At 74.9% G+C, this 18,258-nt stretch carries 15 protein-coding genes; 8 read left to right on the top strand and 7 right to left on the bottom strand.

Translation table 11 applies throughout. The features are described from left to right. Positions 1-235 precede the first annotated feature (235 nt). Both AC5K6T_RS17015 and AC5K6T_RS17010 read left to right on the top strand, forming a co-directional pair. Positions 236-640, top strand: a complete 405-nt coding sequence (locus AC5K6T_RS17015) for a hypothetical protein (protein ID WP_493209920.1) — start codon at positions 236-238, stop codon at positions 638-640. A gap of 6 nt (positions 641-646) precedes the next feature. Continuing rightward, entirely contained in the window at positions 647-1,594 is a 948-nt protein-coding gene (locus tag AC5K6T_RS17010) for a hypothetical protein (RefSeq protein WP_493209918.1), read from the top strand. Between the two features lie 293 nt (positions 1,595-1,887). Here AC5K6T_RS17010 and AC5K6T_RS17005 read toward each other — a convergent pair whose 3' ends face one another. Continuing rightward, positions 1,888-2,277: an ATP-binding protein gene (locus tag AC5K6T_RS17005; protein WP_493209916.1), complete on the bottom strand. Its 390-nt coding sequence runs from the start codon at positions 2,275-2,277 to the stop codon at positions 1,888-1,890. Between the two features lie 339 nt (positions 2,278-2,616). After that, the gene (locus AC5K6T_RS17000; RefSeq protein ID WP_493209914.1) at positions 2,617-3,558 is read right to left on the bottom strand and encodes a SigB/SigF/SigG family RNA polymerase sigma factor; all 942 of its coding nucleotides are present in this window, start codon (positions 3,556-3,558) and stop codon (positions 2,617-2,619) included. Positions 3,559-4,004: 446 nt separating this feature from the next. Here AC5K6T_RS17000 and AC5K6T_RS16995 point away from each other — a divergent pair, with 446 nt between their 5' ends. Further along, positions 4,005-4,880: a SigB/SigF/SigG family RNA polymerase sigma factor gene (locus AC5K6T_RS16995; RefSeq protein ID WP_493209912.1), complete on the top strand. Its 876-nt coding sequence runs from the start codon at positions 4,005-4,007 to the stop codon at positions 4,878-4,880. A gap of 251 nt (positions 4,881-5,131) precedes the next feature. After that, entirely contained in the window at positions 5,132-5,506 is a 375-nt protein-coding gene (locus AC5K6T_RS16990; RefSeq protein ID WP_493209910.1) for an STAS domain-containing protein, read from the top strand. A 244-nt stretch (positions 5,507-5,750) separates the two neighbouring features. Here AC5K6T_RS16990 and AC5K6T_RS16985 read toward each other — a convergent pair whose 3' ends face one another. From AC5K6T_RS16985 to AC5K6T_RS16965, 5 genes are all read right to left on the bottom strand, one after another. Continuing rightward, positions 5,751-7,724, bottom strand: coding sequence for an ATP-binding protein (locus AC5K6T_RS16985; RefSeq protein WP_493209909.1), 1,974 nt, complete (start codon positions 7,722-7,724; stop codon positions 5,751-5,753). Between the two features lie 301 nt (positions 7,725-8,025). Continuing rightward, the gene (locus AC5K6T_RS16980) at positions 8,026-8,466 is read right to left on the bottom strand and encodes a PRC-barrel domain-containing protein (protein ID WP_493209908.1); all 441 of its coding nucleotides are present in this window, start codon (positions 8,464-8,466) and stop codon (positions 8,026-8,028) included. Positions 8,467-8,469: 3 nt separating this feature from the next. After that, on the bottom strand, positions 8,470-9,039 hold the full coding sequence (locus AC5K6T_RS16975) for a PRC-barrel domain-containing protein (protein ID WP_493209906.1): 570 nt from the start codon (positions 9,037-9,039) through the stop codon (positions 8,470-8,472). Further along, a complete protein-coding gene (locus AC5K6T_RS16970) occupies positions 9,036-9,182 on the bottom strand; it encodes a hypothetical protein (protein ID WP_493209905.1) in 147 nt (48 codons plus the stop codon). Before AC5K6T_RS16970 ends, AC5K6T_RS16975 begins: the two co-directional genes overlap by 4 nt. 312 nt (positions 9,183-9,494) lie before the next feature. Continuing rightward, positions 9,495-10,496 carry a DUF389 domain-containing protein gene (locus tag AC5K6T_RS16965; protein ID WP_493209903.1) on the bottom strand — a complete coding sequence of 334 codons (1,002 nt, stop codon included), beginning with the start codon at positions 10,494-10,496 and terminating at the stop codon, positions 9,495-9,497. A 381-nt stretch (positions 10,497-10,877) separates the two neighbouring features. Here AC5K6T_RS16965 and AC5K6T_RS16960 point away from each other — a divergent pair, with 381 nt between their 5' ends. From AC5K6T_RS16960 to AC5K6T_RS16945, 4 genes are all read left to right on the top strand, one after another. Beyond that, positions 10,878-12,194 carry a M28 family metallopeptidase gene (locus AC5K6T_RS16960; RefSeq protein WP_493209901.1) on the top strand — a complete coding sequence of 439 codons (1,317 nt, stop codon included), beginning with the start codon at positions 10,878-10,880 and terminating at the stop codon, positions 12,192-12,194. A gap of 420 nt (positions 12,195-12,614) precedes the next feature. Continuing rightward, a complete protein-coding gene (locus AC5K6T_RS16955) occupies positions 12,615-15,440 on the top strand; it encodes a M4 family metallopeptidase (RefSeq protein ID WP_493209899.1) in 2,826 nt (941 codons plus the stop codon). A 225-nt stretch (positions 15,441-15,665) separates the two neighbouring features. Then, positions 15,666-17,045, top strand: a complete 1,380-nt coding sequence (locus AC5K6T_RS16950) for an alpha/beta hydrolase (RefSeq protein WP_493209897.1) — start codon at positions 15,666-15,668, stop codon at positions 17,043-17,045. Positions 17,046-17,216: 171 nt separating this feature from the next. Then, positions 17,217-18,257, top strand: a complete 1,041-nt coding sequence (locus AC5K6T_RS16945) for a trypsin-like peptidase domain-containing protein (RefSeq protein WP_493209895.1) — start codon at positions 17,217-17,219, stop codon at positions 18,255-18,257. Position 18,258: the final 1 nt, after the last annotated feature.

The raw sequence follows: 18,258 nt of genomic DNA, 5'->3' as shown, positions 1-18,258 counted from the left end.
GCCAGGTCCCCCGTCGGCCCGGCCGGCCGCGACCGCCGCTCCCCCGCACCACCACGACGAGGAGGTGATGGCGGCCGTGCCCGACGCGGACGCCACCGTCGCCCTCGGGCACCCGGCGGCGAGGACCTCCCGGCCGGCGCGGGGCGTCGTGCCGCGGGCCGCCGACTCCCGTACGCACAGCCCTGGTTCATGAGACGATGACGTTCCATGACCCGGCCGTGCGGATGGGTGGCAGATGCGGGACGACGACGCCATGGAGCGGGTCGCGCGGGAGGTCCTGCCCCTGCTGCCCGCGCTGCTGGGTGCCGACGCGCCCGCCGCGTCCGCGGGGATCGGGCGGGCTCTGGCCGCTGCGCCCGGAGCGCCGAGGCGGAACGCGCTCGTCCGGGCGCTGTCCGCCGACCCCCGGGTCCGTGACTGGGTCACCCGGCACCTCGACGGGGGCAACGAGCGCGGCGCCCCCGGCGGCACCGGCTTCGAGCCGCTCGCCGGTGACCCCGCCGGCATCGCCGACGCCGTCCGGTTCGAGTGCCGGACCGCGAACTGCCCCAGCCCGGGCACCTGGTGGCGCAGCTACCTGGGCGAGGAGACACCGCGCTGCCGCGGCTGCTCCCGGCTGCTCAGCCGTGCCGAGGGCTGAGGCGCCGTGACCGCCTTCTGGGGCGCCGCCGCCGGGAAGCTCGCCGAACGCCTGCTGGCCGCCGGCCTGGCCGCGTCGGTGTACTGGCTGGCGATGCTGACGGCGTGGTCCCTGGGACGGCCGCACCCGGGGGCCGCGCTGTCCGCGGAGCTGAACAGGGTCGGTGATCTGCGCGCCGGCCAGCAGATCGCGCTGCTGCTGATCTGCCTGGCCGGCCTCGCCGGATCGGCGCTGTTCGTGGCGCGGGCGACGCTGCCCGTCCTGCGGGCCCTGGAGGGCTACTGGCCCGGCGCCCTCGCGCCGCTCGCCGACCGGCTGCGGCGCCGGCACCAGGAGCGCCGCGACATACGCCGGACGCGGTGGCAGGAACTGCACCGACGCCTCGTCGGCGACCCCACGGCCACCCCTCCTCCGCCCCCGCTCACCGCGTCGGAACGGCTGGACCACGCCCGGCTGGAGGTGGCCCTGCGGTTCAGTCCGCGGCAGCCCGGACTCATGATGCCGACCCGTGTCGGCAACATCCTCCGCGCCGCCGAGGCAGAGCCCTGGCACAAGTACGGCCTGGACGCCGTCCTGCTCTGGCCGCACCTGTGGACCGTGCTCCCCGACGTGCTGCGCGAGGAACTGCGGGCCGCCCGGTACCGGCTGGACCAGGCGGTGGCCGCGGGCATCTGGTGCCTGCTCGCCCTGCCCGCCGTGTACTGGACGCCCTGGGCCCTGCTGGCCCTGCCCGGGACGGCCGCCGCCTGGGGCAGGCTGCTGCCCCGGACCTGCCGTGAGTACGGTGTCCTGCTCCAGGTCGCCTTCGACCTGCACCGGCGCGAGCTCTACCGGTCGCTGGCGCTCCCCCTGCCGCCGAACGCCGCGGCCGAGCCGGCGGCGGGACGGCGGCTGACCGCCTACGTCCACCGGGGCAGCGACGCACCGGACCTGCTCTTCGACCACAGCCCCTGACCGCCGCCCGGCCGCACCCCGCCCACCCTCGGGACCCGGCGTGCACGGACGGTGCGCGGACCGGTAGCCCGGGGCGCCCCCCCCGGCTTGCGGGCGTCCCGCGGCCGGGGAGCACGGAGAAGGGGGAACGTCAGCTCAGCGGCCTGCCGCCCACCTGGTCGGACCCGGCGGGCCCCGCGGCCGCCGAGAGGCGCCGTGCCGTCGGAGAGCCGCCCGGCCCCGCGGGCGGGAGCAGGTCAGTACCGCGGCGGGACCGGTCAGTACAGCGGGACGAGTCAGTACAGCGGGACCGGTCAGTACAGCGGGACCAGGACGTCGATGGTCTTGCCGCCCCCGGGCCGGCGCCGTACGCGGATCTCCCGGGTCAGCCGGATGATCAGCGGCCAGCCGTAGCCGCCGCCCTCGTGCGGGAGAGGCAGCCTGCCGGGGCCGAACGCGGCCGCGGGGACGGTGTCGCTGTGGTCGTGCACCTCCAGCCGCACCCCGTCGGCGACGAGCGCGGCCTCGAACCGGGCGAGACCGCCACCGTGCCGGATGGCGTTGCTGACGAGTTCCGAGACCACGAGGAGAAGGTCGACGACCGCCGTCTCGCTCGCCTCGCCCTCGGGCCCCCGCCAGTGCGACCGCACCAGGGACCGCACCTGGTCCCGGGCGGCCGCGGCACCGGCCACGGAGCCGGTCACGGCGGCCGTCCGGTGAGCCGCGCCGTCGTCGGACGGGATGCCGGGTCCGGTGTCCCGCGCGGGGCCGGATGCCGCCCCGGCCGCGACCCGGGGTGCGAGGTCGGGCGGGACCCCGGGGGAGGTGAGGTCGTGCCGCCCGGCGGGCCTCATCGTTGCCCGGACACGGTCGCAGCGCCGTCCGAGGGGGTACGGAAGCCGCCGGGTCTGAGTGCTGTCGTGGTCGTCGGCACCCTCGGCTGCGCCACTTGGCCGCCTCCTCCGCTCGTGTCGTGGTCGTTGCGAGTCTCGCCCAGCGGCCGGGTGCGCGACCATGAGACCGGCCGTGCAGTGGCGCGGATCTCACCCGGCCGCCGCCCGCCGGGCGCCCCTGCCGCGCCCGCCGGAGGCGCTGCCCCCGCGGCCGCCCTGCCCCGCGCCGCCCCGGTCCAGCGCCTCCTCCCGGACGCGCGCGCAACTGCGGTGGATGAGGCGGGAGACGTGCATCTGCGAGATGCCCAGCCGGTCCGCGATACGGCTCTGCGTCATGTCCTCGAAGAACCGCATGTACAGGATGGCGCGCTCGCGTTCGGGCAGGCGGGCCAGCCCGGCCCTGGCCGCTTCGCGGTCGACGACGACGTCGTACGCCTCCTCCCGGACCCCGAGGGTGTCGGCCAGACGGAAGCTCTCGTCGTCGCCCTGCGCGTCGGCGTCCAGGGACAGCGTGCGGTAGCTGTCCAGTGCCCGGGCGCCGGTGGCGACCTCGTCCTCGGTGAGGCCGGCGCGGGCGGCGATCTCGGCGGCGGAGGGCTCGGCGCCGCCGGACGTCTGGAGCAGCTCGCGGCGGGCCAGCCGCACCTTGTTGCGGAGTTCCTGGACGCGGCGGGGGACCCGCAGCGCCCACATGCGGTCCCGGAAGTGGCGCTTGACCTCCCCGGTGATGGTGGGCACCGCGTAGCTCTCGAAGGCGCCCCGGCCGGGCTCGTACCGGTCGATGGCCTTCACCAGCCCCAGCGCGGCGACCTGGCGCAGATCCTCCAGGGACTCGCCCCGGTCGCGGAACCGGCCGGCGATGCGGTGCGCCATCGGCAGCCAGGCCTGGGCCAGGGCCTCACGGACGGCATCCCGTTCGGGCCCGTCGGACAGGGCGCCCAGCCGGGCGAAGACGGCCCCGGTGTCGGGCGCGTCGTCGTGCGGGTGCCGGCGCGGCCGCGGCGTGCGGACGCAGGAACCGGTGTCGGGTGCGGACGTCGTCGGCGTCGTGGGCGTCGTGGGCTCTATCGGCGTCGTCGGGGTTGTCGGCATGCGCGCAAGCTCCTGAACGCAGAGGTGCGGGGGACGCGAAGGTGAGGATGGTGCGGTGGCGACGGGATGCTGATGTGAAGGAATGCGAGGCGGGGCGGAGTCCGGGTGACGCCCCGGCAACCGGTGCGGGGCGGGCCGGCGCGCCCGGCAGGCGAGGCCGGGCCGCCGCTCAGGCGCCTCGGGTGTGCAGCATGCAACTCCGCCTGCCCCGTGCCAGGGGGCGCAAACGGCCTGATCCGGCAGCGGCCCTGGCGCCGGCCCTGACGGCTGCCGCCGGCGGCGCTGCTCCGGCCAGGTCCCGCCCGGCCACGGCAACGGGCCCGCACCGGGGGCGAGTTCAGGCCACAGGCGGCGGCCGGAGCGGGTTCCCGCATCCCGCAGGAGTGATTCCCGGGAAGCAGGGCAGTCGGGGGGATGTCAAACGGTTCCGGAACTGGGAGGGCGGCATGGCAGCCGTGACGGCGGCACAGGCAACGGCCACGGCGGAGGCGACGACGGTGGCGGACGGCGCGGGGCTTCCGTTCGTGGAGGACCCCGCCGCGGTGAAGCCGAAGGACGCGCGGGAACTGTCGCGGCGCTTCTTCGAGCGGCTGGACGTCCTTGAGGAGGGGACGCACGAGTACCAGTACGTGCGCAACACTCTGATCGAGATGAACCTGTCGCTGGTGCGCTACGCCGCGTCCCGCTTCAAGGCGCGGGGCGACTCGCGCGAGGACGTCGTCCAGGTCGGGACGATCGGTCTGATCAAGGCCATCGACCGCTACGACCTGGCCCGCGAGGTGGAGTTCACCACCTTCGCCGTGCCGTACATCGTCGGCGAGATCAAACGCTTCTTCCGCGACACCAGCTGGGCCGTGCATGTGCCACGCCGCCTGCAGGAGGCCCGCGTCGAGCTGGCGAAGGCCACGGACGAGCTGCACTGCCGGCTCGGCCGTACTCCCACCACCCGCGAACTGTCCGAGCTGATGTCCCTGCCGGAGCAGGACGTCGTCGAAGCGCGCAAGGCGGCCAACTGCTACCGGACGTCGTCCCTGGACGCGGCGCTGACCACCGCGCAGGGCGGCGCGGAGACCGTGCTCGCGGACCGGCTCGGCGAGGAGGATCCGTCCCTGGAACGCGTCGAGGACTTCAGCTCGCTGGCCCCGCTGATCGCCGAACTCGGCGAGCGGGACCGCCGGATCATCCACCTGCGCTTCGTCCAGGAACTCACCCAGGCGGAGATCGCCACCCGTATCGGGGTCTCGCAGATGCATGTCTCGCGGCTCATCGGCCGCATCATCAGGCGTCTGCGTTCGGGACTGCTGGAGCCCGGCGCCGTCTGAGACCTGCCGTGCGCCCGCACCGGCCGCCCGCCCGGCGCCCTCAGGGGCGCGGAGCGCGACGCGCGCGGTGCATCCGGACGTGAGCCGTCCGCCGAACCCCCAGTGGTGCCACACACCCCGTGGGCAGAGGCGGCCGGCCCGGCCGGGGTGCGGGAACCGAGCCGACGTCGCGGCGCACGGGCGCCGCGACACAGCACATCCGTCCACCGGGGCCGGCCGCCGCCCCGAACCCAGTGCCTGTGGGAGGGCCTGTGTCCGCTGTCCACCATCCCGCTGTCCACCATCCGCTGTCCGTGAAGGTCGACCTGCCCCGCGAGGACGCCGTACTGCTCACGGTCGAGGGGGACCTGGACGCGGCGACCGCGACCGAGCTGCAGCACCATCTCGCCAACCAGCTCCATCACGGCCGCCGCCACGTCCTGTTCGACCTCTCCGGCGTACCGTTCATGGACTCCTCCGGCATGAACATCATCCTGCGCGTGTACCAGGAGGTCCGCCGGTCCGGCGGCGTGTACGTCATCGGGGCGAGGCCCGCCGTGCGGCGCGTGCTCGACCTGACCGGGGTGAGCCTGACGGTGCCGCTGGTCGCCGATGCCGACGAGGCGCTCGCCGCCGCGGGCCGCTGACCGCCCGGGCCGCCCGCGGGCCCCGCGCCGCACGGCCCCGGCCCCCCGGACCCCCGGCCCCCGGACCCCCGGCCCCCCGGACCCCCGGCCCCCGGACCCCCGGCCCCCGGACCCCCGGCCCCCGGACCCCCGGCCCCCGGGCCGGCGGGTCCCGGCGGGCCGTGACGGCGCGGGAGCGGCCGGTGCCGCGGTCCGGGTGACCGGCGGTGGCCGGGGCGTGCGGGCGAGGTGCCTCCGGCGGGCGTCACCGCTCGCCGAGGAGGGCCGCCAGCGTCGCCTGCGGATCCGTGAGCCGGGACCGGGTGAACTCCTCGTCGTACACGGCGTCCCCGGCGAGCTGCCGCGCCGAGCGTTCGGACCGGTCGCGCAGGGAGGCCAGTTCGGGTGTTCCGCGCTGCGGTTGCCCCACCGTCTCCCACAGCGCCTGCCCGGCGCCGTACGCCCTGGCCGAGAGCCGTCCCGCCCCTCGCGCGGCCAGTGCGGCCGCCATGACGTCCAGGCCGAGCGCGAGCCCGAGCACGTCGCCGATGCGCTGCTTGCCCCGGATCATCTCCTCGGCGTGCCCGAGCGCGTCGTCGGGCCGGTCCTGGTAGAGCGCGATCACGGCGAGCTGGTGGTCGGTGTACGAGCGGGTCCACCATTCCCCGTCCCGGACGGCCCGTTCCCGCAGCGCCTCCGCCTCCGCCCGCGCCTGCTCCAGCTGCCCCGACCCGGTCAGCCCGAACACCCGCACCAGCAGGCACCGCGCCCGCACGGCCTGGCTGCCCACACCGCCGGACAGCTCCCGGTCGGCGGCGTCGAGCGCGGCGAGCGGCCGGCCCTGCAGGAGCAGCACCAGCCCCTGGAGGTATCCGGCGTCCGCCGTCAGCACGGAGGACCCGGCGGTCACGGCGGCGGCCCGCGCCGAGCGGCCCAGCGCCGCCGCCGCCTCGTGGTCGCCCTGCAGCGTCCGTACGACGCCCAGCGCCCACAGTGCCTTCGCCGCGGCCTCGGACGGTGCCGCGACCAGCCCGGTGAACTCCTCCAGGTAGTGGCCGGCCTCGTGCAGCCGGCCGCAGCAGGCCCAGAAGAAGCCGACCCGGCCCGCCATCAGCACCGCCTCGGCCGGACGGGTGAGCAGCAGGCGCTCCATCGCCGCGCACAGGTCCTCGTGGCAGGCGGTCAGCGCGGTGTAGGCGTCGGCCTGCCGCGGCCCCCACCAGTTCCGGTCCGCCGTCGCCGCGACGTCGGCGAAGTACCCGGCGTGCCGGTCGGCGACGGCGTCGCTCTCGCCGAGCTCGGCCAGCCACATCGCCCCGTACTCGCGGACGGTGTCCAGCATGCGGACCCGGCCCCGGGCCACGGACACCAGGCTCTTGCGCTCCAGCCCGGCGAGCGCTCCGGCGAGCGCCCGGGAGGGCAGCGGCCCGTGCGCGCACACCCGCAGGACCGCCTCCGGTGTCGCGTCGCACCGGAAGACGGACAGGCGCGCCCACAGCAGCCGTTCGGCGGGCTCGCACAGTTCGTGGCTCCACCCGATCGTGGTACCCAGGCCGTGGTGGCGCAGTGGACGGGCGGCCGTGTCGGCGGGTGCGGTGAGGGACAGCCGGGTGCGGAGCGTCGCCGCGAGCACCCGCACCGGGCGCTGCGGCAGCTGAGCCGCCGCCAGCCGCAGGGCCAGCGGAATGCCCTCCAGCCGGCGGCACACCTCGACGGCGGCCACCAGGTCCCCGGGATCGTCCCAGTGGACGCCGACGTCGGCCGCCGCGGACGTGAACAGCTCCATGGCCTCCGCGTCCGGAGCGAGCGGCGCCACCTGGTGCACCCGTTCCCCGGCCAGCCCGAGCCGCTGCCGGCTGGTGGCGAGGACGGTCAGCTTCCCGCACCGGGCCTGGAGTTCCGCCACCAGGGCGGCGCAGTGGTCGACCAGGTGCTCGCACGAGTCGAGGACCAGCAGCACGCTGCGGTCGCCGATCCAGCCGCCGAGCGCGTCGAGCGGCTCCCGGGGGGAGTGGTCGGACAGTCCGCAGGCGTCGGCGACCACGGCGGGCAGCAGGGCCGGGCCGCTCAACGACCACAGCGGGGCCCCGTACACGGCGTCGAAGGCGCGGGCCGGCAGGTGCTCCGCCACCTGTTCCGCGAGGCGCGACTTGCCCACGCCGCCGACCCCGACCAGCGTCACCAGACGATGGCGCTGCACTGTCCCGACGAGCTCCGTGACCTCGTCGGTTCGTCCCACACAGGGACCGCTCCCGGGCTGACACCAGCTCTGCACAGCAGCATTGTGCGCCCATCCCGGCCGCCGGGGTCCCTTCTCCGCCATGTTGGCCGCGGCGGGCGGGGCGAGAGGGAAGCCACCGAGGCGGCCGGGGCGCCCGGGAGCGGTGCGGGGCCGGCCGGAGGGGTGACGCGCCGCTGCCGCGCGGCCGTTGCGCGGCCGACGCGCACCGCGAGCCGTGCGCGCCCCGCCGTACGGATCCCGCCGGAGCGTTCCCGTCGGACCGCCGCCGGGGCCGCGCTCTCCGCCGGTCCGGGCGTGCTCACGGCTCCGAGGACACGACCACCGCGTAGGTGCCGACGCCCAGCAGGTCGTCCCCGGGGATCTGGCGCTCGCCGGCGACCAGGTGGGCGATGTGCCCGGACTCCTCGTCGAAGTCGACGTCGGTCACGGTCCCCTGCTCGACACCCGTCTCGGTCAGCACCGGTTTGCCGACGGGATCGTGCGTGGCGTGGGCGTGTTCGTCGGGGGCGATCTCCTTCTCGTCGCGGACACGGCCGGCCTCCTCGACGGCGACGGCGTCGGGCCCGAACGAGCGGACGTCCTCCCACACCAGGGTGTGGTGGCCGCGGCCGGGGGTCTTCAGGCGCAGACCGGCGATCCGCGCGGGCGAGGGCGCGACCGTGCACGCGGAGACCGTACCGACCGTGTCGGCCGTCGCGAGATCCATCACGGCCCTGCCCCGGGTCTTCGAGAACAGCATCGCTCAGTCCTCCTGCGGGTCCTGCTGCAGGCGTCGGCGCAGGCCCTCGGCCGCGGTGCCGAAGCCGTCCAGGTCGCCCGCGCTGTGCTGGGCCACGGCGTCGGGGACGAGGACCCGCTCGCCGGAGACGGTGAGGGAGCCCGTCACCGGCAGCAGTACGCGCTGCTTCTCGGCGTTCTCCACCTCGTAGCCCGCCACGGAGGGCCTCCTGCCCGTCGCCACGACCGCATCGGTCACCGTGCCCACCTGAGTGCCGCCCCGGGTCGTCATCGCGACACCCAGGATGTTCACCCCGCCGCTCTCGTCCTCTCCGGGGCCGGCGGCGGTGTCGTCCTCCTCCAGCGCCTCCTCGTCGCGGACCATGACCGCGTCCGGCCCGAGGGCGTGGACGTTGCTCCACAGCAGCGCGCGGTGCAGCGGCCCCGCGAGCAGCCCGCGGCCGGCCAGCGTGAAGCACCGGACACTGCCCGTGGAGGCGTCGAAGACGACGTCCTTGACCTGTCCGAGATCGTCGCCGGACAGGGTCACGACCGGCCGGCCGACGATGCCGCTGGTGCGCATGTACTCCGTCATGGCTTGTGCACTCCTCCGCCTGGAGGCCGTCGCCCCTGCGCGATGACGCCGCCGGACCGGCGCCGGGCCTGGAGTGCCAGGGCGCCGACGGCGATCGCGAGGAGGATGGCGAGGGCGATGATGAGCCAGGTCCACCACTCCATCTCGACACCCCTCTGCTCTGCCTGTGCGTTCGCTTCACCCCGTGTCCGCGGGCGCGGACACGGGCCCGGGTGTGCGGGTGGCGATGCCCGTGCCGGCAGCCGGCGGCGCACGCCGACGGCCGACGGCCGGGTGACGGGCGTCCGAACGGGCGTCCGTCCCGTGCCCGCCCGGCACACGGTCGGCCCGCACACCCTCGTCCTTCGGGGTGACCCGTCAGGGGCGGCACAAACATCGGTCCGCGCCGAGGGCCCGCCGCCGCGGCGGCACGCGGCTCCCGCCGTCGGCCGGCCCCCGGGCGCGGGGTGCCCGGGTCAGTCGCCGACCTTCCCGGCGGCGATCTCCCGGCCGCGCGTGGCGTCGACCACGACGGGGATGCCGTCGGGGATCTCGCCCTCCAGGTCGTGCAGCAGGTCCTCGATCGGCGGGAGGTCGCCCGGGCTGCGGACATGGACGTAGAACGTCCGCGACTGCGCCTCCACCTTGGTCACCGTGGCGCCGGGGTCGTCCGCGAGCCACCGCTCGGCCGCGTCCTTGGTCCGGGAGGTCCAGGCGTTGAGCAGCGCGGTGGTGACGGTGTTGACGGCCAGCGGGAGCAGCACGGCCGTGAAGAGCAGCCCGAGCATGACGTAGGCGCGGCGCCGGGCCCGCCCGGCCTGCCGCTCCGGTTCGGCGGAGTACCCGAGCGCCGCGAAGACGACCATGCCGGCGAAGACCAGGGCGAGCAGGTTGGACAGGAACAGCACCCCCGAGCCGAGCGCCAGCCACCAGGCGGCCTGGCCGGCGCACACACCCGTGACGACCAGGGGCGGTACGAGGGAGATCGCGATGGCCACGCCCGGCAGCACGGCGGCCACGTCCTTGCGGGCCAGGGCGACGGCCCCCGCGAAGCCCGTGGCCAGCGCGGAGATCAGGTCCATCAGTCCGGGGGAGGTGCGGCTGGAGATCTGGCTGTTGGACAGCAGGTCGTAGGACTGCGGCACGGCCAGTGAGGCCACGGCGCCGACGAGCACGACCAGCAGGCACCCCAGCGTGACGAACGTCAGCGCGCTGGTGTGCCGGCGCTGTACGGCGCCGAGGGCGATGCCCATGATCGGCGTGGAGAGCGGCGCGATGATCATGGCGCCGATGACGGTGGCGGTCGAGTCCGTCAGGATCCCGCCCGCGGCGATCACGGAGGACAGGGTCAGCATCGTCCAGAAGGCCGACTGCTTCGACCGGCTGTCCCCTGACGACAGGTCGAGATCGTCCTGGAGGTTCTCCATGGAGCGGCGCTGACGGTCCGGCAGGACCCTGTCGCGGAGGTGACCGGGCATACGTCCAGTATCGGAACCCGAGTCCCTTTCGTCCGTCAGGGACACGGGGTGTCGCCGAACGGCCCGCACGGATACCTGTGATGCAGATCACATGGGCGCTGACGGGTCGTCCGTCTCGCTCACGCTGGCCGAACGGGCGGCGTCCGCCCGGTGTCCGCTCAGCGGACGCCTCCGCCCGGTTGGCGGTCTTGACGGCAAGTCAAAGATTCACCGAACATTCAGCTCGCACGGCCGCACCAGACACAGGCACACACAGGCACAGGCACACACAGACACAGGCATCGGCACCACACAGCTCCAGCGCCCCGCACCCCATCCGCCGCGGGGCGTCTCGCACGTTCCGCAACCCATCCCCAGTTCGGAATCACGGAGCCCCCACACATGAACCTCTCCGTTCGTAAGCGTGCCCTCGCGGTCGCCGGCGTCGCCCTTGCCGGGCTGCTCGCCGGAGCCGTCCCCGCCACCGCCGCCACCACCGCCGAGCAGGCCGCTGTGGCCGCCCCCGACATCCCGGTGGCCAACGTCAGGCAGCACCTGTCCGACCTCCAGTCCATCGCGAGCGCCAACGGCGGCAACCGCGCCCACGGCCGCACCGGCTACAAGGCGTCCGTCGACTTCGTGAAGGCGAAGCTGGACGCGGCCGGCTACACCACGACCGTCCAGCAGTTCTCCTACAGCGGCAGCACCGGATACAACCTGATAGCCGACTGGCCCGGCGGCGACCCGAACCAGGTCGTCATGGCGGGCTCGCACCTCGACTCGGTGACGTCCGGCCCGGGCATCAACGACAACGGCTCCGGCTCCGCGGCGATCCTGGAGACCGCCCTCGCCGTCTCCCGGGCCGGCTACCAGCCCGACAAACACCTCCGGTTCGGCTGGTGGGGCGCCGAGGAGCTGGGCCTCGTCGGATCGAAGTACTACGTGAACAACCTGTCCTCCAGCGAACGCGCGAAGATCAGCGGCTACCTGAACTTCGACATGATCGGCTCCCCGAACCCGGGCTACTTCGTCTACGACGACGACCCGGCGATCGAGAAGACCTTCAAGGACTACTTCGCCGGCCTCGGCGTCCCCACCGAGATCGAGACGGAGGGCGACGGCCGGTCCGACCACGCCTCCTTCAAGAACGCCGGTGTACCCGTCGGCGGGCTGTTCACCGGCGCCAGCCGCACGAAGACCTCGGCGCAGGTGCAGAAGTGGGGCGGTACCACGACCGCCTTCGACCGCTGCTACCACTCCTCGTGCGACACGACCTCGAACATCAACGACACGGCGCTGGACCGCAACAGCGACGCCATCGCGCACGCGATCTGGACCCTGTCGTCCGGCACGACCACGCCGCCGACCGGGACCGTGTTCGAGAACACCACCGACGTGGCCATCCCGGACAACGGCCCCGCCGTGACCTCCTCCGTCACCGTCACCGGCATCCCCGGCAACGCCCCCGCCGACCTGGCGGTGGGCGTGGACATCATCCACACCTGGCGCGGTGACCTGGTCGTCGACCTGGTCGCCCCCGACGGCAGCGTCTACAACCTCAAGCCCTACTCGCCCTACGACAGCGCCGACAACGTCCGGGCCACCTACACCGTCAACGCCTCCTCCGAGGTCGCGAACGGCACCTGGCAGCTGCGCGTGCAGGACCGCGCCCGGTACGACACCGGCTACATCAACAGCTTCAAGCTGACCTTCCCGTGACCCGCCGGGCGGGGCGCCGACCCGGCGTCCGCCCGCGGTGACCCGCCCGTCCCCTGCCCGCCGGCACCCTCGTACGCACGGACGATTTCAGGTCTCGGGGGTACGCGGGCCGCGGGGCGGCCCGGACGGCCGCCGCGCCCCCAGGGGCCCGCCGCGCCAAGCCGGGGGCCGGGAGACGGCCGTCCCGGACGGCCCCGGACGGGGGGCCGGAAGTCGCCCGCGGCGGCCCGGGCCTCATTGATGCCCCGCCGCACCGCCGGTTTCATGTCCCTGCCCGGCTGCGCAGGGCGGCCGGAGGGAACCGCATTCCACTGGTGTGGAGATGGGGGGAACATGCGTCTGCCCGGCACGAGTTCCAGGAGTTCGGCAGGGTTACGCACAGCGCGAGCAGGAACGGCCGGCAGGGTCCGGCGAAGCGGCATGTCCGGTGCGGCGGCGCTCCTCGGCGTCGCCGCACTCCTCGTCCCGGCACCGGCCGCCGTCGCGAGCACGCCGGGGCCGGGGCCCGCACCGGGCGCCGGGGAGGTGATCCCCGGGCAGCGCACCGGCACCCCGGCCCTCGTCGACGGCATCAGGGAGCGCGCCCCGGCCGCACGGACCGCCGCGGACGCGGCGACCGCCTACCTGGCCGGGCAGCGGGACCGCTACCGGATCCCCGCCCCGCAGCGAGACCTGGAGCCGGTCACCACCGTCACCGGGGACGGCCATGAGACGGTCCGGCTGCGGCAGGAACACCACGGCGTACCGGTGCTCGGCGGACAGTACGTGGTCCGCATGGAGCGACAGGGCGGCACCAGGGTCGTCACCGGCACCTCGGGGAAGTACTTCACCGGCCTGCGCACCGGCACCACCGCGGACGTCGGCGAGGCGCTCGCCGTCGAACGGGCCGTCGACGCCGTGCGCTCCGCCCTCGACGGGCAGCGGTTCACCGCGGCGGCCGGCGGCGGCCCGGACGCCCCCGAACTCGACGGCATCTCCCGGGGCCTGGTCGTGCTGCCCGCCGGCCGCGGGGTCCTGACCCGGCACGTCACCGTGCGCGGCCAGGATCCGGCCTCGGCGGAGCCGGTGCTGCGCGAGGTGTACATCGACGCCCGGGCCGGCTACCCGGTGCTCCAGTACAGCGGCATCAGAACCTTCGCCGCGCCCGCCGCGCCCGCCGCGCCCGCCGCGCCCGTCGCGCCCGTCGCGCCCGCCGCGCCTGCCGCGCCCGCCGCGGGCGTCGCCGCCCGCGCCGTCGAGGACGTGCAGCCCGGAGGGCGGGCCGAGGGCTCCGGGACCCGCCTGAACGGACGAACCGCCGCCCTGCACATCACTCTCGACGACGCCCGCGGCGCCTACGTGCTGCGCGACGGCTCCCGGCCCGGCCGCTCCGGCCGCGCCCTGGCCACCTGGGACGCCCGCGGCACCTGGGCGTCCGATGTGATCGGCAAGTGGCCCGACGGCATACGGGAGTTCGCCTCGCCGGCCCCCGAGTTCGGGGCGGAGGCCACCGACTCGGGCGCGGTGGACGCCCACTGGGCCGCCGGACAGGTCTACGACTACTACCGCGACACCTTCGGCCGCGACAGCCTGGACGGGCACGGGATGAGCGTGAACTCCCTCGTCGGCATCACCTGGTTCGGACAGCCCTACGTCAACGCCTTCTGGGACGGAGAGAAGATCGCCTACGGGACGGGCGACGAGGAGCACCGCCCCCTGTCCGCCGCGCTCGACGTCGTCGGCCACGAACTGACCCACGGGGTGATCTCCCACTCCGCCGACCTGGTGTACGCGGGCCAGTCGGGCGCCATGAACGAGGCCATCGCCGACTACTTCGGCAACGCCATCGAGACACACGTGTACGGCACCCCCATGGACGACCCCGACGCCGGGCTCCTGGGCGAGACGCTGTGCCGTACCAAGGCGCCCCGCACGTGCGCGTTCCGCGACCAGAACGACGGCCGGACCACGGCCGGATCGTTCCTCGGTGTCGGCTTCGGCACCGACAACGGCGGCGTGCACCTGAACTCCACCATCTTCTCCGGGGCCCTGTGGGACGTGCGGGAGGATCTCGGACCCACGCGTGCCGACGCCGTCGTCTACAAGGCGCTCACCGAGTACCTGACCCCGCTCGACGGCTTCACCCAGGGCCGCGCCGCGGTGATCGCGGCCGCCAAGGCCCTGGGGATCCGCGGCCAGGACCTCCGCGACGTCCGGCGCGCCTTCGACGCGCACGGCATCGTGCCCCGCTGGGAACGCGCCCTCGGCATCGACAGCGACGTGCTGCTCGAACGGGTCAACACCACCGACTCCGCCCTCGGCGCCGGCCGCTCCTGGTGGGTGGCGTCCCGGTCCGACGAGGCCGGCGCCGAACCCTACTCGGTGTGGGCGGGGCGCACCGACGGCAGGGGCCGTCTCAGGCTGGTCAGCCCCAACGACGGCCGCTACCACGTCAACCCGGCCACCGACGGCCGGACCGTGGTGTGGCAGGCGTACGGCGAGGAGTCCGTGGACATCCTGGCCAGGCCACTGTCCGGAGGACCGGTCAGGACCCTGTGGTCCGGCCGCAGCGCGGGCTCCGGCCTGGCGGTGGAGGGCGACGTCGTCGTCTTCGAGCACAGCGACGGCGCCGGTCTGCACAACGTGGTCCACCTGCGGATGAGCAACCCGGGCGAGCCGGTGCGCCTCGGCGGGGGCCGCCACCACCGGACGAGCTTCCCGTCGCTCGCCGGCGGCCGGATCGCCTACCAGGAGACCCGGCGGGCCCCGGACGGGTACGAGTACAGCACCCGCGTCCTGGACCTGGCCACCGGTGCCGACACCGTCGTGCAGCGGGCCGTGCCCGGAACCGCTCTCGGCCCGACCGCCATCGGCGGCGACCGCGTCCACTGGCTGGTCGACGAGGACTGGACCAGCGGTACCACGGCCCTGCGCAGCGCCCGCCTCGACGGCTCGGACATCACCGACCTCAGCCCCGAGACCGGCCCGCAGGCCCTCGGCATCGTGGCGCTGACCGCCTCGCCCGAGGCGGTGACCGTGGCGGCCAGGCCCCCGGACACGGTGCTGCGCAACGAGTCCCTGACCAAGCTCTGGCAGTTCTCGCCGGCCCGTCCGGGCGGTGAGGCGCTCCGGCGGCGGGTCTCCTGCAACCGGGGAGAGCAGCTGACGCCCGTCGCCGGGGCCGGCACCCGGGTGCTGTGGCTCGACGCCACCACCGGCGTCAGCAGCGTGGTGACCCGCTCCCGGCCCGCGGGCACCTGCGCCTGACCCCGCGCCCCGCGGTACCACGGCCCGGTCGGAGCGCCCACCCCGACCGGGCCACCCGCGCCACCCGCGGCCGGTGCGCCGCCCGCTGCCCGAGGGGGCGCGCGTCCGGCGCACGGTCTCATGCGGTGCGAACCGCCCCTGCCCACAGGGGCGTACCCCGTATGCTGCGTCGTGAGTGGCGCGGGTCCGGGAGTGAGGCGCCGGGCGCTCTTCGGGGGAGGGGCTGTGGAGCAGTGGGGGCCGCTGGTACCGGCGGTGGCGGCGATCTGGCCGGCAGTGGTCGACCGTGCCGGCGCGCCGGATCCCGGGGACGGCGGGGATCCCAGGAGGTCCGGCAGTCCCTGGAATCGGGCGGGCCTTGAGGATCTCGCGGACCTCGAGGACGCCGTACTGGCCGGGTTACGGGCCTTCGACCGGGCCTGCGAGGCCGCCGCGGCGGAGCGGCCCGCGGTGACCCCCGAGACCTTCGACGCGCTCCAGGACGCGGCACGCTCCGTGGAGGCCGCGTTACAGGCCCGGCCGCCCCTGGGAGCCTGGCTGGACGCGGAGTTCGACCGGCTGGCCCGTGGCCAGGAGCGGTTCGGACCCGCGGCCGCACCGGACTACTGGACTCCCGTGCGGCGCTCGCTGCTGGTGCCCGTCCTGTACGGCACCGACCGCGCCCCCGACGACGGCAGCCCGGACGTCTACGGTTCGCGGCGCGGTCGACTCTCCTACGGGCAGGCCACGGTGGGCGTGCCGGACGACCGGACGGTCGGCACCGCGGGCAAACCCCGCTGGTGGCGACTGCGGTTCCGGCCCGACCCCGCCCGCGACGTGCTGCTCGCCGCCACCGAGCCCACCGACGAGGACACCTTCGCCGGGCGGGTGCGCACCCAGCTGGACCACGGCACGGACCGCGAGGCGCTGGTGTTCGTGCACGGCTACCACGTCACCTTCGCCGACGCCGCCAGAAGCGCCGCCCAGATCGCCTACGACCTCAACTTCACCGGCCCGGTCCTGCTCTACAGCTGGGCCTCGAAGGGCGGCGTGCTGGACTACCCGGCGGACGGGGACGCCGCCCGGCGCGCGGTCCCGTACTTCCGGACCTTCCTGCGCACGCTGCTCACCCGGACCGGCGTGCGGCAGGTCCACATCATCGCCCACAGCATGGGCAACCGGGTGCTCACCGACGGCCTGTCGGGCCTCGGCACCACCGCGCCGCCGCCGGACGGCGGGCGGCTGGGCCACATCGTGTTCGCCGCCCCCGACGTCGACGCCGACGTGTTCCGCGAACTGCTCCCGGCCGCCGTACGGCAGGCCCGCACCTGCACGCTGTACGTCTCGGACCGGGACCGCGCCCTGGCCGCGGCCCGCAGGCTGTCGGACTTCCCCCGGGCCGGGCAGGCCGGTGACTCGGTGATCGTGGCGCCCGGCCTGGACACCATCGACGTCACGGCGCTGGGGACCGACCTCCTCGGCCACTCCTACGTGGGCAACCACGCCACCGTACTCGCCGATCTGCACGGGCTGTTCCGGCACGGGCACCGGCCCGGTCAGCGCTTCGGGCTCGCCCGGACACCCCACCCGGACGGCGACCACTGGTCCTTCCTGCCGCAGTCCTGACCCCGACCGCCCGGCCCGCCCGCCGCAACCGCCGGCACCGGCCCACGCCCCGCGCTCTCACCACCGGCCCTCTCACCACTCGCCCTCTCACCACTCGCCCTCTCACCACCCGCCTTCTCACCACCCGCCTTCTCGCCACCCGCCCTCTCACCGCCGACCGACACAGAGCGAATGACGATGACCCACTTCGTGGACCGAGTACCGTTCGACTGGAGCGCGCCCGGCGCTCGCGAGCTGCGCGACCTGCTCGCAGGCGTCTACAGCCGCTCCGGGCGGACCGAGCAACTGGCCAGAGAGGCCGGCGTGGACACCGGCTGGGTCGACCTCGACAGGCCCGCGATGAGCGTCTGGTTCGACCTCCTCACGGCGGCGAGCAACCAGAAGCGGCTGCGGGCCCTGCTGGGCGCCGTCACCTCCGGGCCCGACCGGGCGGTCGCCGACCGGGTGCGCGAACTCCTCGACGCACACCCGCTGGTCGAGGCGCCCCGCCCGTCGGGGGACGCCCCCGAGTTCCGGTACTTCACGGACCCCGACGAACGGGAACGGCAGATCTTCCGCACCAGCACCCTCCAGGACGTGGTGTTCCTGCGCCGGGGCACCGAACTGGCCGGCGCGGTCTGCCGGCTGCGCGTCACCGCCGCCGACGGCGCCCGGTACCACGGCACCGCGTTCCGCATCGCGGACGACCTGCTGCTGACCAATCACCATGTGCTGTACGACCGCTCGGGTGCGCCGCCCCGGGCCGTGGAGGCCTGGTTCGGTTACGAGGCGGACCTCGGTGGCCGGATCCGCGAACACGACGTGGTGCCCTGCGACCCGGCGTCCGCCGTCGGCGAGCCCGGGCCGGACTGGGCGGTCGTCCGCACGGCCGCGGAACTCCCCGGGGACGCCGTGTGCGTGCCCCTCCCGGACCACGTGCCGGTGGCCGTGGACGACAGGGTCTACATCATCCAGCACCCGCACGGCGGCGTGAAGAAGCTCGCCGCGCGCCACAACGTCGTCCGGCACGTCGACGACTCCGTCGTCCAGTACTGGACCGACACGGAGCAGGGCTCGTCCGGTTCCCCGGTCTTCGACGAGCACTGGGGACTGGTCGCCCTGCACCGCAACTGGTGCAGGATCGGCGGGGACGACGGACCGGCCGAGTACCGCAACGAGGGACTGCGGACCGAGCGTGTCGTCGACGGACTCACCCGCAAGCGGCTGGTGTGAG

It is taken from the genome of Streptomyces sp. B8-7 (assembly GCF_058833805.1).
The sequence above is the reverse complement of the archived record's forward strand: the minus strand, read 5'-3'. Positions and strand labels throughout refer to the sequence as shown.

Bases quoted from the DNA above. Each gene is read 5' to 3' on its own strand.
- AC5K6T_RS17015 (WP_493209920.1), top strand. From the start codon at position 236: ATGCGGGACGACGACGCCATGGAGCGGGTCGCGCGGGAGGTCCTGCCC.
- AC5K6T_RS17000 (WP_493209914.1), bottom strand. From the start codon at position 3,558: ATGCCGACAACCCCGACGACGCCGATAGAGCCCACGACGCCCACGACG.
- AC5K6T_RS16995 (WP_493209912.1), top strand. From the start codon at position 4,005: ATGGCAGCCGTGACGGCGGCACAGGCAACGGCCACGGCGGAGGCGACG.
- AC5K6T_RS16980 (WP_493209908.1), bottom strand. From the start codon at position 8,466: ATGCTGTTCTCGAAGACCCGGGGCAGGGCCGTGATGGATCTCGCGACG.
- AC5K6T_RS16975 (WP_493209906.1), bottom strand. From the start codon at position 9,039: ATGACGGAGTACATGCGCACCAGCGGCATCGTCGGCCGGCCGGTCGTG.
- AC5K6T_RS16970 (WP_493209905.1), bottom strand. From the start codon at position 9,182: ATGGAGTGGTGGACCTGGCTCATCATCGCCCTCGCCATCCTCCTCGCG.
- AC5K6T_RS16965 (WP_493209903.1), bottom strand. From the start codon at position 10,496: ATGCCCGGTCACCTCCGCGACAGGGTCCTGCCGGACCGTCAGCGCCGC.
- AC5K6T_RS16960 (WP_493209901.1), top strand. From the start codon at position 10,878: ATGAACCTCTCCGTTCGTAAGCGTGCCCTCGCGGTCGCCGGCGTCGCC.
- AC5K6T_RS16955 (WP_493209899.1), top strand. From the start codon at position 12,615: ATGTCCGGTGCGGCGGCGCTCCTCGGCGTCGCCGCACTCCTCGTCCCG.
- AC5K6T_RS16945 (WP_493209895.1), top strand. From the start codon at position 17,217: ATGACGATGACCCACTTCGTGGACCGAGTACCGTTCGACTGGAGCGCG.